This window comes from Corynebacterium pilosum DSM 20521 = CIP 103422, assembly GCF_000373805.1.
GTDB classification, from domain to species: Bacteria; Actinomycetota; Actinomycetes; order Mycobacteriales; family Mycobacteriaceae; genus Corynebacterium; species Corynebacterium pilosum.
This window is the reverse complement of sequence record NZ_KB892461.1, coordinates 78,696-94,576: the sequence shown is the minus strand read 5'-3', so window position 1 is coordinate 94,576 and position 15,881 is coordinate 78,696. Positions and strand designations below refer to the sequence as shown.

At 59.9% G+C, this 15,881-nt stretch carries 16 protein-coding genes; 9 read left to right on the top strand and 7 right to left on the bottom strand.

The features are described from left to right. Positions 1–159 precede the first annotated feature (159 nt). From B097_RS0107930 to B097_RS0107900, 7 genes are read left to right on the top strand one after another with little or no spacing between them, the layout of a single operon-like run. A complete protein-coding gene (locus tag B097_RS0107930) occupies positions 160–852 on the top strand; it encodes a helix-turn-helix transcriptional regulator (RefSeq protein WP_018581999.1) in 693 nt (230 codons plus the stop codon). 35 nt (positions 853–887) lie between these two features. Then, complete coding sequence (gene sufB, locus B097_RS0107925; RefSeq protein ID WP_174905300.1) at positions 888–2,294, top strand: Fe-S cluster assembly protein SufB; 1,407 nt, start codon at positions 888–890, stop codon at positions 2,292–2,294. Between the two features lie 5 nt (positions 2,295–2,299). After that, positions 2,300–3,466, top strand: a complete 1,167-nt coding sequence (sufD, locus tag B097_RS0107920) for a Fe-S cluster assembly protein SufD (protein ID WP_018581997.1) — start codon at positions 2,300–2,302, stop codon at positions 3,464–3,466. 45 nt (positions 3,467–3,511) lie between these two features. Further along, the gene (gene sufC, locus B097_RS0107915; protein WP_018581996.1) at positions 3,512–4,270 is read left to right on the top strand and encodes a Fe-S cluster assembly ATPase SufC; all 759 of its coding nucleotides are present in this window, start codon (positions 3,512–3,514) and stop codon (positions 4,268–4,270) included. Between the two features lie 35 nt (positions 4,271–4,305). Next, on the top strand, positions 4,306–5,568 hold the full coding sequence (locus B097_RS0107910) for a cysteine desulfurase (RefSeq protein ID WP_018581995.1): 1,263 nt from the start codon (positions 4,306–4,308) through the stop codon (positions 5,566–5,568). After that, positions 5,569–6,024, top strand: coding sequence for a Fe-S cluster assembly sulfur transfer protein SufU (gene sufU / locus B097_RS0107905; RefSeq protein ID WP_018581994.1), 456 nt, complete (start codon positions 5,569–5,571; stop codon positions 6,022–6,024). Then, entirely contained in the window at positions 6,021–6,449 is a 429-nt protein-coding gene (locus B097_RS0107900; RefSeq protein ID WP_018581993.1) for a metal-sulfur cluster assembly factor, read from the top strand. Before sufU ends, B097_RS0107900 begins: the two co-directional genes overlap by 4 nt. A gap of 56 nt (positions 6,450–6,505) precedes the next feature. Here the strand turns inward: B097_RS0107900 and B097_RS0107895 are convergent, their stop codons facing one another. After that, on the bottom strand, positions 6,506–6,838 hold the full coding sequence (locus B097_RS0107895) for a hypothetical protein (protein WP_147287133.1): 333 nt from the start codon (positions 6,836–6,838) through the stop codon (positions 6,506–6,508). A 37-nt stretch (positions 6,839–6,875) separates the two neighbouring features. After that, the gene (gene budC / locus B097_RS0107890) at positions 6,876–7,628 is read right to left on the bottom strand and encodes a meso-2,3-butanediol dehydrogenase (RefSeq protein WP_018581991.1); all 753 of its coding nucleotides are present in this window, start codon (positions 7,626–7,628) and stop codon (positions 6,876–6,878) included. A 69-nt stretch (positions 7,629–7,697) separates the two neighbouring features. Here budC and B097_RS0107885 point away from each other — a divergent pair, with 69 nt between their 5' ends. Continuing rightward, positions 7,698–9,326: an ABC-F family ATP-binding cassette domain-containing protein gene (locus B097_RS0107885; RefSeq protein WP_018581990.1), complete on the top strand. Its 1,629-nt coding sequence runs from the start codon at positions 7,698–7,700 to the stop codon at positions 9,324–9,326. On the opposite strand, the gene B097_RS0107880 is transcribed toward B097_RS0107885, so the two are convergent. The 3 genes from B097_RS0107880 to B097_RS0107870 form a co-directional block, all read right to left on the bottom strand. Beyond that, positions 9,323–12,016 (bottom strand): cation-transporting P-type ATPase, encoded by a 2,694-nt coding sequence (locus B097_RS0107880; RefSeq protein WP_026254392.1) that lies wholly within the window; start codon positions 12,014–12,016, stop codon positions 9,323–9,325. The two genes, B097_RS0107885 and B097_RS0107880, sit on opposite strands and share 4 nt — an antisense overlap. A gap of 65 nt (positions 12,017–12,081) precedes the next feature. After that, a complete protein-coding gene (locus B097_RS0107875; RefSeq protein WP_018581988.1) occupies positions 12,082–13,446 on the bottom strand; it encodes a PFL family protein in 1,365 nt (454 codons plus the stop codon). A gap of 12 nt (positions 13,447–13,458) precedes the next feature. Beyond that, positions 13,459–13,728 carry an ACT domain-containing protein gene (locus tag B097_RS0107870; RefSeq protein ID WP_018581987.1) on the bottom strand — a complete coding sequence of 90 codons (270 nt, stop codon included), beginning with the start codon at positions 13,726–13,728 and terminating at the stop codon, positions 13,459–13,461. A 113-nt stretch (positions 13,729–13,841) separates the two neighbouring features. Between B097_RS0107870 and B097_RS0107860 the strand changes: the two genes are divergently transcribed. Then, entirely contained in the window at positions 13,842–14,516 is a 675-nt protein-coding gene (locus tag B097_RS0107860) for an NAD(P)-dependent oxidoreductase (protein ID WP_018581985.1), read from the top strand. Here B097_RS0107860 and B097_RS0107855 read toward each other — a convergent pair. Together B097_RS0107855 and B097_RS0107850 are read right to left on the bottom strand one after the other, a co-directional pair. Next, a complete protein-coding gene (locus B097_RS0107855) occupies positions 14,500–15,231 on the bottom strand; it encodes a glutamine amidotransferase (protein WP_018581984.1) in 732 nt (243 codons plus the stop codon). The two genes, B097_RS0107860 and B097_RS0107855, sit on opposite strands and share 17 nt — an antisense overlap. 23 nt (positions 15,232–15,254) lie before the next feature. Further along, positions 15,255–15,830 (bottom strand): TetR/AcrR family transcriptional regulator, encoded by a 576-nt coding sequence (locus B097_RS0107850; RefSeq protein WP_018581983.1) that lies wholly within the window; start codon positions 15,828–15,830, stop codon positions 15,255–15,257. Between the last annotated feature and the right edge of the window lie 51 nt (positions 15,831–15,881).

The following is a 15,881-nucleotide window of genomic DNA, read 5'->3' as shown; positions in this document are numbered from 1 at the left end:
AGGTTCCGTGAACCCGCGCGCACATGAGCGGCTTAGGTGCTGGCATAAAGGCTCGGGTGGACACTGGGAATGAATTTAGGCACACTAGTGTTGTCTAAAGATAGCTGCTTGATTTGCGAGCGGCGGAGACGGAACACGCAACAACCCGGAGGTGACCACATGGCAAGCAAGGCGCGCTCCACCGACGGAGAAACCCGCAAAAACGTCATGCTGCTCCTGTTGAAGCTTGGGCCTTCCAACGCTGGCGAATTAGGAGAGCATCTCGGCTTATCAGCCGCTGGTGTCCGCAGACACCTAGACATTCTGGTGGAAGAACACCTCGCCGAAAACTGTGAAGCACCCGGAATTAGCGGCCAAACCCAATCACGGGGACGGCCTGCCAAGACATACCGGTTGACGGAGCAGGGCAGGGCCCAGTTCGGACACAGCTATGACACCCTCGCTTTACTAGCACTCGATCAACTTCGAGAGGCTGGGGGAGACGAGGCGGTGCGTGCACTCGCACGTGGGCGTATCGAACAGATCCTGGACGATATTGAACCGGCAGGGGACGACGATGTCTCTGTAGAAGAGACAACGCGTGAGGTAGCGGAGGCGTTTGACCGCAACGGCTACGCCGCCACGGTGACCCGGGCAGGAACCGGAATCCAGATTTGCCAACACCACTGCCCAGTTGCGGCAGTGGCAGCAGAGCACCCAGAACTGTGCGAAGCAGAACATACGGCAATTTCGGAGATCACCGGCGTTCACGTGCAACCACTTGCATCCATTGCTGGTGGCCACGGTGTATGCACCACCAATATTCCCCTCGCGATCAAAGCGAGGACTCAGACGGAAAGGAGCGACTCTTGACCAAAGCTAACCCAGCACCAGGTCTTGAAACCCCGATGAGCGATGACGAAATCATCGATTCCATCGGCGCATATAACTACGGCTGGCATGACTCCGACGAGGCGGGCGCGTCCGCGCGCCGCGGCCTCAGCGAAGAAGTCGTGCGCGATATTTCAGCCAAGAAGGAAGAGTCCGAGTGGATGCTGAACCAGCGTCTCAAGGCACTCGACATCTTCGAAAAGAAGCCCATGCCCAAGTGGGGCGCGGACCTTTCGGAGATCGACTTCGACAACATCAAGTACTACGTCCGCTCAACCGAAGGTCAGGCACAGACGTGGGAAGATCTCCCGGAAGACATTAAGAATACCTACGACAAGCTTGGCATCCCCGAGGCTGAGAAGCAGCGCCTCGTCGCGGGTGTTGCAGCACAGTACGAATCCGAGGTCGTTTACCACCAGATCCGCGAGGACCTCGAGGAAAAGGGTGTCATCTTCCTGGATACCGACACCGCGCTGAAGGAACATCCGGAGCTTTTCAAGGAGTACTTCGGTTCCGTCATTCCAGCCGGCGACAACAAGTTCTCCGCGCTAAATACAGCTGTGTGGTCCGGAGGCTCGTTCATCTACGTCCCACCTGGCGTGCACGTGGATATCCCACTGCAGGCTTACTTCCGTATCAACACGGAGAACATGGGTCAGTTCGAGCGCACCCTGATCATTGTCGACGAAGATGCATACGTGCACTACGTCGAGGGTTGCACCGCACCGATCTACAAGTCTGACTCCCTGCACTCGGCAGTGGTGGAGATCATTGTGAAGAAGGGTGGCCGCTGCCGCTACACCACCATTCAGAACTGGTCGAATAACGTCTACAACCTGGTGACCAAGCGTGCCAAGGCCGAAGAGGGCGCGACCATGGAATGGGTGGACGGCAACATCGGTTCCAAGGTGACCATGAAGTACCCAGCTGTATGGATGACCGGCCCACACGCTAAGGGCGAGGTGCTCTCCGTAGCATTCGCTGGTGAGGGTCAGTTCCAGGACACCGGTGCGAAGATGACGCACATGGCTCCGCACACCTCCTCGAATATCGTGTCCAAGTCTGTGGCACGTGGCGGCGGACGCGCAGCCTACCGTGGCCTGATCCAGGTCAACGCCAACGCGCACCACTCCTACTCCAACGTTGAGTGTGACGCGCTGCTGGTCGACAACATCTCGCGTTCGGACACTTACCCGTACAACGACATCCGCAACGATCACGTCACGCTGGGCCACGAGGCAACCGTCTCGCAGGTCTCCGAGGAGCAGCTGTTCTACCTGATGAGCCGCGGCATTCCTGAGGAAGAAGCAATGGCAATGATCGTCCGTGGCTTCGTCGAGCCCATCGCAAAGGAACTCCCGATGGAGTACGCGCTTGAGCTCAACCGCCTGATTGAACTACAGATGGAAGGATCGGTGGGCTAAAACCCATGGCAGATACAGTTGTACAGTCTGGTGGCGCTAACCAGACCAAGGGTGACCTGTTCTCTTCCTTTAACGTGGAAGACTTCGAGGTCCCAGGTGGCCGTGACGAGGTGTGGCGCTTCATCGCGCTGCGCCGGATGCGCGGTTTACACAATGGCGAATTCGCCCCAGCGACCAAGGCCAACATTGAGGTCAAGGGATCCGAGGCAGTCACCGTCGAAACCGTTGCGCCTAACGACGAGCGCCTCAAGGTAGCCGGCGGCGCGGTTGATCGCGTTGCTGCACAGGCATGGACCTCTGCAGAAGGCGCGACGATCGTCACCATCCCGGCCAACGAAGCTATCGACGAGCCCATCGTCATCACCATTACCGGTGCTGGTGAGGACGTGACGTCGTTTGGCGCCGTTCTGGTTCAGACCGAGACCGGATCGGATGCCACCGTCGTCGTTCAGTACCAGGGCTCCGGCACCCACGCCGATAACGTCAACTTCGTGCTTGGCGACAATTCTCGCCTCGACGTTGTGGTCGATGCCAACTGGGAACAGGACGCAGTCCACTTGGGCCAGCAGAATGTCGTCGTCGGCCGTGACGCAACCCTGCGCCACACCGTGGCAACATTCGGCGGCGAAATCGTCCGCATCGTGCCACGCGTGAAGTTCACCGCCCCTGGCGGCGATGCCGAACTGCTGGGTGTGTACTTTGCCGACGATGGTCAGTACATCGAGAACCGTCTGCTCGTTGACCACACCGTGCCAAACTGCCGCTCCAACGTGATGTACAAGGGCGCACTCCAGGCTGATAAGCAGTCCAAACTGCCAGAGGCCCGGACCTGCTGGGTGGGCGACGTGCTCATCCGCTCCGGCGCACAGGGCACCGACACCTACGAGGTCAACCGAAACCTCGTGCTCACCGAGGGCGCTCGCGCTGACTCGATTCCTAACCTGGAGATCGAAACCGGTGAAATCGTTGGCGCAGGCCACGCAGCTACCGTCGGGCGTTTCGACGATGAGCAGGTCTTCTACCTGCGCAGCCGTGGTATCCCGGAGGACCAGGCCCGCCGCCTGATCATCCGTGGCTTCTTCGACGAAGTAATCCGCCAGGTCCCTGTTGAGTCCGTTCGCGAGGCACTGGCAGAGCGCGTCGAGGACGAGCTGGGCCAGATCAACCTCTAAGCCCGCACCTGACAAACATCACGAACTAGAAAGAAAAGAGCTTTAATGTCCACTCTTGAAATCAAGAATCTCCACGCTCAGGTGCTGCCGAGCGAGGAAGGCCAGGAACCGACCCCAATCCTGAAGGGCGTCAACCTGACCATTAAGTCCGGCGAGACCCACGCGATCATGGGCCCTAACGGCTCCGGCAAATCCACCCTTGCCTACGCGCTGGCTGGCCACCCTCGTTACGAAGTCACCGAAGGTGAAGTCCTCATGGACGGCCAGAACCTGCTCGACCTCGAGGTTGACGAGCGCGCACGCGCTGGCCTCTTCTTGGCTATGCAGTACCCAACCGAGGTACCTGGTGTCTCCTCGTCGAACTTCATGCGCTCTGCCGTGACGGCCGTGCGCGGCGAGGCACCGAAGCTGCGCGAATGGGTCCAGGAACTCAACGGCCAGCGTGAAGCGCTGCAGATCGATAAGTCCTTTGGCGAGCGCTCCATCAACGAGGGCTTCTCCGGTGGCGAGAAGAAGCGCCATGAGGTGCTGCAGCTTGGCCTGCTGAAGCCAAAGTTTGCTGTCATGGATGAGACTGACTCCGGCCTTGACGTTGACGCACTGCGCATCGTCTCCGATGGAATCAACGCTTACCAGGAGGAAACCAACGGCGGCATCCTCATGATCACCCACTACAAGCGCATTCTGAACTACGTGAAGCCAGACTTCGTCCACGTGTTCGCTGACGGCAAGGTCGTCAAGACCGGTGGCGCCGAGCTGGCTGACCAGCTTGAGGCCGATGGTTACGATCAGTTCCTGAAGTAATAGAAGGAACTTAGGGAAGGAATGACGAGGAACACATGACTTTTACACACGCAGACGGAACGCTGAACGTCGACGCCATCCGCGCCGAATTTCCCATCCTCGGCCGCACCGTGCGCGACGACAAGCCCCTAATCTATTTGGATTCGGGTGCTACCTCGCAGCGTCCGGCTCGGGTGTGGAAGGCTGAAGAGCACTTCGTCATGAACAATTTCGCCCCCGTTCACCGTGGCGCCTACGCCATGGCGGAGGAGGCGACCGACGCTTACGAAACCGCGCGCGAGAATATCGCACGGTTCGTGGGCGCGTCCGGCGAGGAGATCGCTTTCACGAAAAACGCGACAGAGGGCTTGAACCTCGTTGCGTACGTGCTTGGCGACGAGCGCGCCGGCGATCTGCAGGTCACCGAAAACGATACGATCGTGATCACCGAGCTGGAACATCACGCCAACTTGGTTCCATGGCAGGAGCTGGCACAGCGCACCGGTGCAACGCTGAAGTGGTACAAGTCCACCGAGGACGGCCGAATTGACCTCGATTCCTTAGAACTTGATGAGTCTGTCAAGGTTGTTGCGTTTACTCATCAGTCGAATGTGACTGGCGCAGTGGCAGACGTGGCAGAAATCGTGCGGCGCGCCCAGGCCGTTGGCGCGTTGACGGTGCTGGATGCGTGCCAGTCAGTGCCGCACATGCCGGTCAATTTCCATGATTTGGATGTCGACTTCGCCGCTTTCTCTGGCCACAAGATGCTTGGCCCTTCCGGTGTGGGCGTTGTGTACGGCAAGGCGGAGCACCTTGAGAAGCTGCCTCCATTCCTGACTGGTGGCTCGATGATCGAGGTGGTCACGATGGAGAAGACGACTTTCGCTGATATTCCGCAGCGCTTTGAGGCCGGCACGCAGATGAACAGTCAAGTAGTCGGCCTGGGTGCCGCCGTTGAGTTCCTCGAAGAGGTAGGTATGGAGGCCATTCAGGCCCACGAGCATAAGCTCACCGCCTATGCCCTGGAGCAGCTCCAAGCCATTGATGGGTTGACGATCTACGGCCCAACCACCGCGGAGAACCGTGGAGGCGCGATAGCCTTCGGCGTTGACGGCGTCCACCCACATGACTTGGGCCAAGTGCTCGACTCGGAGGGCGTGTGCATCCGCGTTGGTCACCACTGCGCGTGGCCGGCGCACCGGGCACTGTCGGCGCAGTCTACTGCGCGTGCTAGCTTCTACCTGTACAACACTGAATCTGAAATTGATGCGCTGGCAGCAGGTATCCGCAAGGCGCAAGAATTCTTTGGGGTGAACTAGATGAACCTTGAATCGATGTACCAGGAAGTCATCCTGGACCACTACAAGAACCCGAAGCACGCAGGTCTGCGCGACCCCTTCGACACCGAGGTTCACCACGTTAATCCCTCCTGCGGGGACGAACAGACCGTCCGGGTGAAGCTTTCCGACGATGGAAGCGTGGTCGAAGACGTCTCCTATGACGCTGAGGGATGCTCCATTTCGCAGGCTTCGACCAGTGTCATGACCGAGGAGATCATCGGCCTGCCTGTCGACGAAGCGATGAAGAAGCTAGACGCTTTCGACGAGATGATCACCTCGCGCGGCACCAAAGAGGGCGACCCAGAACTCATCGGCGATGGCATCGCATTTTCGGGTGTCGCGAAATTCCCCGCACGTGTGAAATGCGCGCTGCTGGGCTGGAAAGCATTTCAGGCAGCAACCGCTGAAGCATTAGAAGAAAAGGAAAAGAAGTGACTGAGCCGAACAACACCACTGAACCTACCGAGAACAAGCAAACCTCTGAGTCCCGTTTTGAGGGCGCCGGCGTGCGCCCGCCGCAGACTGAGGAACACCAGTCCCTAGCATTCGACGCTCGAGAATATATGCGTGACGTGATTGACCCAGAGCTGGGCATCAACGTCGTGGATCTAGGCCTTGTTTATGAAATCTTCTTCGTCGACCATGAGGGTGAGGACCGCGAGTGCGTCATCAACATGACGTTGACCTCGCCTGCCTGCCCCCTGACCGATGTGATGGAGGACCAGGCTGAACAGGCGATCGTCGGAAATGGCATCGCTGACCGCCTCACCTTGAACTGGGTGTGGATGCCGCCATGGGGCCCGCACATGATTACTGAGGAAGGCCGCGAGCAGCTACGCGCGCTCGGGTTCGCGGTCTAAGCCCAAGCTATGAAAAATACGCCTGACGTGTGTCAGGCGTATTTTCTTTGTGCAGGCTAGAAAATGAGCCCTGCCAGGTCCGTAACGATCAAGAAAAGTAATAGTAGTACTGGGGGCAGGACTTTCGTGGCCCACTTCCACACGTCCTCGTCCAATAGGATCTCTTTGTACCGTGAGCGCGAGGTTTCCGGTGTGGAACGAACGACGCTCGTCAGCGAGCTATTCGACGCCGCGGGTGTGCCAAGAAGCTGGATAGATATCGACGTTGCCGTGTCTGGAGCGATTCCGTACGCGGCGAGATGCTGTCGAGCATCCGCTTCCTTGGGCTCGGAATCAAACCGAGCCACCAAAGATCCGTGCTGATACTCGCTCAGAGAGTACTCGATCACGTACTCTCTGCCCCCGAGTGAGTTTGCCGTCATACGCCTAGGACATCGTCCAGCCGCCATCGACTGGGATGGTGGCGCCGGTGACATAGGAAGCGTAATCAGATGCGAGGAAGAGTGCAGCGCCCGCAACATCCTGCGGCTGGCCCAGGCGGTGCATGGGGATGGGGGAGACGAAAGCATCGTAGACGTTTTCGTCCTTCAGCAGGTCCTCGGTCATGCCGGTCACGCCGGTGCCTGGGGCGATGGCGTTTGCGCGCACGCCGTCGTCGGCGTAGTCCACGGCGATGGCGCGAGTAGCGGAAATGACGCCGCCCTTCGTGGTGGCGTAGCCAAACGCGTCAGGGAAGCCGATCACACCACCGGCGGAGGCGGTGTTGATGATCGAGCCCTTGGTCTTCTTCAGGTGAGGCATGGCGTACTTGCATCCCAGGTACACGCCGGTGAGGTTGACGTTGAGGGAGGCCAACCAGCCGTCCATATCGGTTTCCTCGACGTTGCCAGGTACGTACACGCCCGCGTTGTTGAACAGGACATCGATCTTGCCGAAGTGCTTGATCGCGTGGTCGATGAAATTCTTGACGTCGTCTTCCTTGGTCACGTCCGCGGTGACGGCGATGGCGCGGCGTTCGTCGGCCTGAATCTCGCCAGCGACAGCTTGCGCAGCTTCTGTGTTCATATCGACGACGACTACTGCGGCGCCCTTTTCGGCGAAGAGTTTGGCGGTGGCTTTACCGAAGCCAGACCCAGCGCCGGTAATGATTGCGACTTTGTCCTTTAGCATTTTTTCCATGCCTCTAATTCTAATAGGATGATCTACCGTTTCGCAGGTGAAGCGGGGTGCGGGGTACACTGTGCCCTTGTGATTGTCACCAATGATCTTGAAGTCCGAGTCGGCGCGCGCACCTTGCTGGAGGCCCCTGGCCAGCACCTACGCGTGCAGCCAGGCGATCGTATCGGGCTGGTGGGGCGCAACGGCGCGGGAAAGACGACGACGATGCGCATCCTTTCGGGGGAGACGGAGCCTTATGGTGGCTCGGTGACGCGCTCCGGCGAGGTCGGTTATCTGCCGCAGGATTCTCGCGAAGGCAATATTGATCAGTCGGCGCGTGACCGCGTGCTTTCTGCTCGGGGACTGGACCGGATCCGGGCGTCGATGGACAAGCAGCAGGAGATCATGGAGATCGCCGAGGGCTCCAAGCGCGATACGGCCATCAACAAGTATTCCCGTCTAGAGGAGCAGTATCATGCGCTCGGCGGCTATGAGGCCAACGCGGAGGCGGCCCAGATTTGCGACAATCTTGGTTTGCCGGAACGGATCCTCGATCAGCCGTTGAAGACTTTGTCTGGCGGGCAGCGCCGCCGCGTGGAGTTGGCGCAGATCCTGTTCGCGGCGAACAACGGCTCGGGCAAGTCGACGACCACCTTGCTTCTCGACGAGCCCACCAACCATTTGGATGCGGATTCGATCGGGTGGCTGCGCGGATTCCTGGCGAAGCACGAAGGCGGCCTGATCCTGATTTCGCACGACGTTGAGCTTCTCGACGCGGTCTGCAACAAGGTCTGGTTCCTCGACGCCGTGCGCGCCGAGGCCGACGTCTACAACATGGGCTTTTCCAAGTACAAGGACGCACGCGCGCAGGATGAGGCACGTCGTCGTCGTGAACGCGCCAACGCCGAAAAGAAAGCCGACGCGCTGCAGAAGCAGGCCGCGAAGCTGGGGGCGAAGGCGACGAAGGCCGCCGCCTCGAAGCAGATGCTGGCGCGTGCGGAGCGCATGATGAGCGAGCTTGACGACGTTCGCGTCGCCGACAAGGTAGCCCACATTTCCTTCCCTGAGCCAGCACCTTGCGGTAAGACACCGCTGCACGCTAAGGGCTTGACCAAAATGTACGGATCCCTAGAGGTCTTCGCCGGCGTTGATCTGGCCGTCGATAAGGGTTCGCGCGTGGTCGTGCTGGGGACCAATGGCGCTGGTAAGACCACCTTGCTGAAACTGCTTGCGGGCGTGGAGCGCACTGATGGGGAAGGTGGCATCGTCTCCGGCCATGGCCTGAAGATTGGCTACTTTGCCCAGGAGCACGACACCATCGACCCCAACAAGACCGTGTGGGAGAACACCATCGAGGCTTGTCCCGATGCCGGTCAGCAGGACCTCCGCGGCCTCCTAGGCGCGTTCATGTTTTCCGGCGACAAGCTGGAGCAGCCTGCGGGCACCCTGTCCGGTGGTGAGAAGACGCGACTGGCCTTGGCCACCTTGGTCTCCTCACGCGCGAACGTTTTGCTTCTCGACGAGCCCACCAACAACCTGGATCCGCAGTCCCGTGAGCAGGTGCTGGATGCTCTGCGCACCTACACCGGCGCCGTGGTGCTGGTTACCCACGACCCGGGCGCTGTGCGCGCTCTCGAGCCCGAGCGCGTGATCATCATGCCGGAGGGCGACGAGGACCTGTGGAGCGACGAGTACATGGAGATCGTCGAGCTCGCTTAACGGCGAATGACCTTGTCTATCTCAACTGCGGCAAACACGATCAGGCCGACGATGAGGGGCACGAGCCACGTGTCTAGTGCAACAGGCGTGGTATCGAACGCCATCTGCATAAATGGCGTGTACACGAAGATCAGCTGCAGCACCAGCATGATGCCGACGCACAACCACGAGATCGGGTTCGTGGTGAACAATTCCTTCCGCAGCGCGCTGACCTTGCTGAACCGGGCAGTGAACAGGTAGAAGATCTGGGCGACAACCAGCGTGTTCACCGCGACCGTGCGGGCGTGATCAACACCGACGCCAGTGGACATCTGCCAGGCAAAGACACCGATCGTGGCCCCGCCGATCAACAGGGACACGTACACGATGCGGATGACCGCCTCAGAGTTGAGGAAGGCCTCGCTCGGGTCGCGCGGCTTGCGCTGCATGATGCCTGGCTCTGGTGGCTCAAAGGACAGAGCCAGCGAGAGAGTCACCGCAGTGATCAGGTTCACCCACAGCACCTGCAGGGGAGTGATCGGCAAGGTCATGCCGACGAGCATCGCGACGAAAATGACCAGCCCCTGAGCACCGTTAGTCGGCAGCATGAAGACGATGGCCTTCTTCAGGTTGTCATAGATGGTCCGTCCCATCTTGACCGCGTGGGCGATGGTGGCGAAGTTATCGTCGGCAAGCACCACGTCTGCCGCATCCTTTGTGGCCTCGGTGCCCTTGATGCCCATGGCAACGCCCACGTCGGCCTGTTTCAGGCTGGGCGCGTCGTTGACACCGTCGCCGGTCATGGAGACCACTTCGCCATTGGCCTGGAGGGCCTGGACGAGGCGGAGTTTGTGTTCGGGGGAAGTGCGCGCAAATACTGCCGTGTCCTTGACCATCTCGCGCAGTTCCTCGTCGTTTGCGGCCTCCAATTCCGCGCCGGTGAGCGTGCGGGAGTCAGCGTCAGCGATACCGATTTCGCGGGCGATTGCTGCGGCCGTGGAGGCGTGGTCGCCGGTGATCATGCGGACCTTGATGCCCGCCTTCTGCACGGTATCCACTGCTTCAATTGCTTCCTCGCGTGGCGGGTCAATGATGCCGTAGAAGCCGAGGAAGATCAGGCCGCCGCTGTCGATTCGTTCCGTGGTCAGCTCACTATCTTCCTCCGTGGCCGGGCGGTAGGCGGCGGCAAGAACGCGTTCACCCGTTGAGCCGAGCTCGTCGACCCTTTCTTCCCATGCGGCGACATCGATAGGTTCGGGGTTGCCCTCGGCATCGAGCTGGTACTCGCTGCGCGCCAACAACCTGTCGGGGGCACCTTTAACATGGACGCGGGCTTCACCATCGCCGACGCGGTCCAGGGTGGCCATGTACTTAAACTCGGAATCGAATGGGACAGCGCTCAAGCGAACATCATCACCAGGCTCCTCGAACCCTGCTTTGAGGGCGAAGGTGCGGATGCCACCGTCCGTCGGCTCGCCGTTGAGGGTCCATGATCCGTCTTCCTGTTGCACCACTGAAGAGTCATTAGTCAACGCCGCCACACGGGCGATGCGTAGCAAATCTGGGTGGTCGGAGGCGTGGGCGGGCTGATCGTCGATAAGCACCTGCCCTTCGGGAGCGTAGCCGGTGCCCGTGACCTCGTAGGTGTCGCTATTCGTGACCACCTGGCGCACTGTCATCTCGTTGCGTGTCAGCGTGCCTGTCTTATCGGAGCAGATGGAGGTGACGGAGCCGAGCGTCTCCACCGAATTCATGCGGCGGGTAATCGAGTTGCGCTGCGCCATGCGCTGTACACCGAGAGCCAGGGTAATCGCCATGACGGCGGGCAGGCCCTCGGGGATCGCAGCGACGGCGAAACCGATCGCGGACATGATGAGCTCAATGAAGGTGTAGTCGTAGAAGATCCAGGCGACCACGATCATCGCGATAGCAAGGACCACAGCGATCACCGCCAGCAGGGAGGAGAGCTTGCCCATGGATTTAGTCAGGGGAGTCTCGACCTGTTCGACATCTTCGAGCATCGTCGTGATGTGGCCGATCTGGGTGTCGGATCCGGTGGAGGTGACAACGGCCACCCCGCTGCCCGCGGCTACCGTTGTGCCGGAGAAGGCCATGGAGTGTCGGTCGCCGAGATCAGAGGACTCGTCGACGGGTGCCGTGGACTTGTCCGTGGGTACTGACTCGCCGGTCAACGCGGATTCCTCGATGCGGAGGCTGGCGGATTCCACCACGCGGGCATCGGCGGGTACTTTATCGCCGGCGCGCAGCTTGATCAGGTCTCCGGGCACGACGTCCTCGGCATCGATGGTCGACCACGTTCCGTCGCGCTTGACCTCGGATTCCGGGGAGAGCATGGTGCGGATGGATTCCAACGCGTCAGCGGCTTTACCCTCTTGGAAAAAGCCGACGAGCGCATTGATCAGGACAACAGCCGCGATGACGATCGTGTCGATGACCTGCCCCAGAACCGCGGTAAGGATGCCCGCGGCGATGAGGACATAGATCATCGGGTCATTGAACTGGCGCAACAGGCGCTGCAGAGCGGTCTCTTGCTCCGCACGGGGCAACGCGTTGGGCCCGAACTGTTCAAGGCGCGTCTGCGCGACGTCGCCACTGAGCCCGCCCGGGGAACTGTCCACCTCCTCATATACCGCATCAATAGTTTGTGCATGTGGGGAGCTGGGTAGTGCCGAGGGCGCGCTCATTTTCATCGCTTCCTAGGTTGATAATCTTCATAACCCTAGGCTAATGAAAAAGCCGCGCGCCGGTTGTGATCCTAGTTACGGAAACCGTGCACTGGGGCCGGAATATAGCCGCCACGCTCGATGAACGCGGAATTTCCAACCTCGTTGACGGGGATCACGGGTGCGTAGCCCAACAGCCCACCGAAGTTCACTTCGTCGCCAGGCACGGTGCCGGGCACCGGAATGAGGCGAGCGGCCGTGGTCTTATGGTTCATCACGCCGATGGCAGCTTCGTCGGCAATCATGCCCGCGATGGAGGTGGCGGGGGTGTCGCCCGGGATGGCGATCATGTCGAAACCAACCGAGCAGATCGAGGTCATTGCTTCCAGCTTGTCCATCGTGATGGAACCGGAGCGTACCGCGTCGATCATTCCCTTGTCCTCAGAAACGGGGATGAAGGAGCCGGACAGTCCGCCTACGCGGGAACACGCCATCATGCCGCCCTTCTTCACCGCGTCGTTCAGCAGTGCAAGAGCTGCGGTGGTGCCGTGGGTGCCCACCTGGTCCAAGCCCATGTGCTCCAGGATGTGCGCGACGGAATCGCCCATCTCTGCAGTAGGTGCTAGGGACAGATCGACGATGCCGAAAGGCACGCCTAGGCGTTCTGCCGCCATCGTTCCCACCAACTGGCCGGTACGGGTGATCTTGAACGCGGCCTTCTTGATCTCCTCTGCAACATCGTTCAGGCTCGCGCCCTCGAGGTTGCCCAGGGCGCGGTCGACGACACCGGGGCCGGACACGCCGACCGAGACGACGCAGTCCGGCTCTTCGATGCCGTGGAAGGCACCGGCCATGAACGGGTTATCGCCGACTGCGTTAGCGAAGACGACAAGCTTGGCGCACGCGATCGAGGACTCATCCTTGGTCAGCTCGGCGGCTTCCTTGATCACTTCGCCCATGCGGGCCACGGCATTCATGTTGATGCCGGCGCGCGAGGTGGCGATGTTCACGGAACCACAGACGAGGTCCGTCGTCGACAAGGCCTCCGGGATGGAATCGATCAGACGCTTTTCTGCGGTGGTGGCGCCCTTTTCGACGAGGGCAGAGTAGCCACCAATAAAGTTCACACCGATCTCTTGCGCCGCACGATCCAGCGCCTTAGCGACGAGCGTCGGATCGCCCTCGCAGCCGGCGGTGACCAGCGACACTGGGGTGACAGAGACGCGCTTATTCACGATGGGGATGCCCAACTCGGTCTCGATGCCCTCGCAAACCTCCACGAGACGCGCGGCCTGGGTGGTGACGCGGTCATAGACTGCCTGGGCCGTATCCTCCATCGAGCTACGTGAGCACTCCAACAAGGAGATACCCATCGTGACGGTGCGGATGTCCAGGCGGTACTTCTCGATCATGTCGATCGTGTCGAGAATGCTGTGGCTGGCAAACTTCAGCTCCATTGCCTTGCCTTCCTAGATCTCGTTGACGGCGGTGAACAAAGCTTCGGACTGGATGCGAATCACCAGCGACTGCTCTTCACCGACTGTGTCCATGCGGCCCTGCAGTTCCTTGATGCCGATGCGATCGTCGTTAAGCTCGACGCGCAAGATCATGGTGAACCATTTGTCCATCAAGGTCTGGGACACGTCGAGAATGTTGACGTCGTTTTCTGCAAGGGCGGCGGTGACAGCTGCGATGATTCCGGTGTGGTCTGCACCGGTCACGGTAATGATGGCGTACATGGGAATGATTGTAGCTATCAAAGCTTTTCCTCCTTTCACCGCCCTCACGCACGAGCGGGGGCAGCTGGTGGTGAAACAGCCCCGCTTTGCGAATTTTCCGCTAGCGTAGGTATATGAGCGCAGACGTAAAGAAAGTACTAATCATTGGCGGGCGTGGCAAGATTGCCAAGCTTGCTACGGAAATGTTGAGTGGGGCCGGGGCGGAGATCACCTCGATGGTGCGTAACGACGAATCACGCGCCGAAGTCGAACCGCTCGGATCGACAGCCCTCGTCCAAGATCTGACCGAACTCTCAGTGGAGCAATGGGGCACCCTCGTTGAAGACTTTGACGTAGTGTTGTGGTCTGCTGGAAACGGTGGGCGCGGGGGAGCGGACGTGACTTATGCCGTGGACCGCGATGGTGCCCTCACTCTGATCGAGGCACTCGAATCCATGGATCTCCCTCCGCGACTGATCATGGTGTCCTACGTCGGTGCTTTGGACAACACTGCCGAGGACGACGGTGGAACGTGGTACGCCTACGTCGAATCCAAGAAGGCTGTCGACCGACGACTGGTCGATTCTGATATCGAGTACACGATTCTGGCCCCGGCCGCACTTCACGACGGTCCCGCGACAGGCATTGAGATCGTCGACAATACGCCCAGCGCCGCCGAGGCCAAGCAGACCTCACGCGAACTCGTGGCAGAAGTGATCGCTGAATGTGCCCTGCGCGAGGACCACCCGCAGCAACGCATTGTGGCCTTCGTCGATGGTAAGGAAGAGATCCTCAGTATTGAGCTTTAAAACACGTCTCGACGAAGCGGCGCAAGATGAGGTTGGCCCAGGTTGTGTCAACGGCGGGTAGCCCGGCGACGATCGTGTCATAGTCGGCAGGCGAAAAATAACCGTAGTCGTAATAAAAATCCATCCGGGTCTTCATCGCCTGGGCATCCATCTCTGCGTGGAACTGGCTGGCCCACACGCGGTCGCCGTACCGGACCAGTTGGACTGGGCAGGACGGTCCAGTCGCCAGAACCTCGAGAGCGCTAGATGGTGTTTCTGCGTTTTCCGTATGCCCGGTCAACGAAGTGAACTCGTCTGGAAAACCTTGCAGCAATATGTCTTCGCGCCCAGCGTCGGTTAGGCGTACCACCGTGGGGCCTGAATCTTCGGCATGTGCGTGGCTGACTGCACCTCCGGTGTGGTGGGTGAGCCAGCTTGTGCCATAACAGATCAGAAAGACTGGCAAGGGGCCGTCGATAAGCTCGGCGAGCTGCTGGTGCACGTGATGCTGCCAGGGCGACCACTCGGGGTCGGTGATGTTGAGCGAGCTGCCACCGATGATCACTCCGCTGATGTCGGTCAGGTCGCCGACAACGTGGTCGGTGGACTCGAGGATGCGGTGCACCAAGGTGTCGTTGGATAATCCTGTGGCCTGCATGACGTCGCGAGCTTCTGCAGCGGCGACGCTATTACCTAGGGGTCCGTCGCGCAGCGACAGCAACAAGATTTTTGACATGAACAGATTCTATACCGCTTGGTCTATTCGGTGCTAACCTGCCCTCGGACAGTCTGCTCCACCAGATCGAGGACCTCGTCGAGATGCTCCGTGCTCTCACCGCTGGCAAGCCTGGTGATGAAACCATCCATGAAGGTTTCCAGCAACGTGTGCAGGGCCTCCACGGGGACATCGTCGCGCATGCGTTGCTGGTCGGCGTTTTTCTGCAGACGCTTAGCGACGGCCTGATCCAATACCTCCTGGTGTGCCTTCCAGCGGGCCTTAAACTCGGAGTCTGAACGGAGTTTGCGCACAATTTCGAGGCGGGTGGCCAGCCAGTCGTAGCGCTCGGGGTGGCGCAGCATATCGCGCATGACCTCCACCAGACCGCCTTCAGCGACGACATCTGCCTGGCGTTGTGCGTCTTCCTCTGCAACCGCGAGGAAGAGGCTCTCCTTGTCGCCAAAGTGGTGGAAGATAGCGCCGCGGGATTTGCCCGTGGCTTCTTCGAGCAGTCGCACGGTGGCTCCCTCATAGCCGAATTCGGCGAAGCATTTGCGGGCCCCAACGAGGATGTCGTCGCGGCGGCGTTGTAGCTCATTATCGCTGATGATCGGCATAGGGGAGACCTCCTAAAAACCTGCAACGCAGGGGAAAGAAAATTAGTGTAG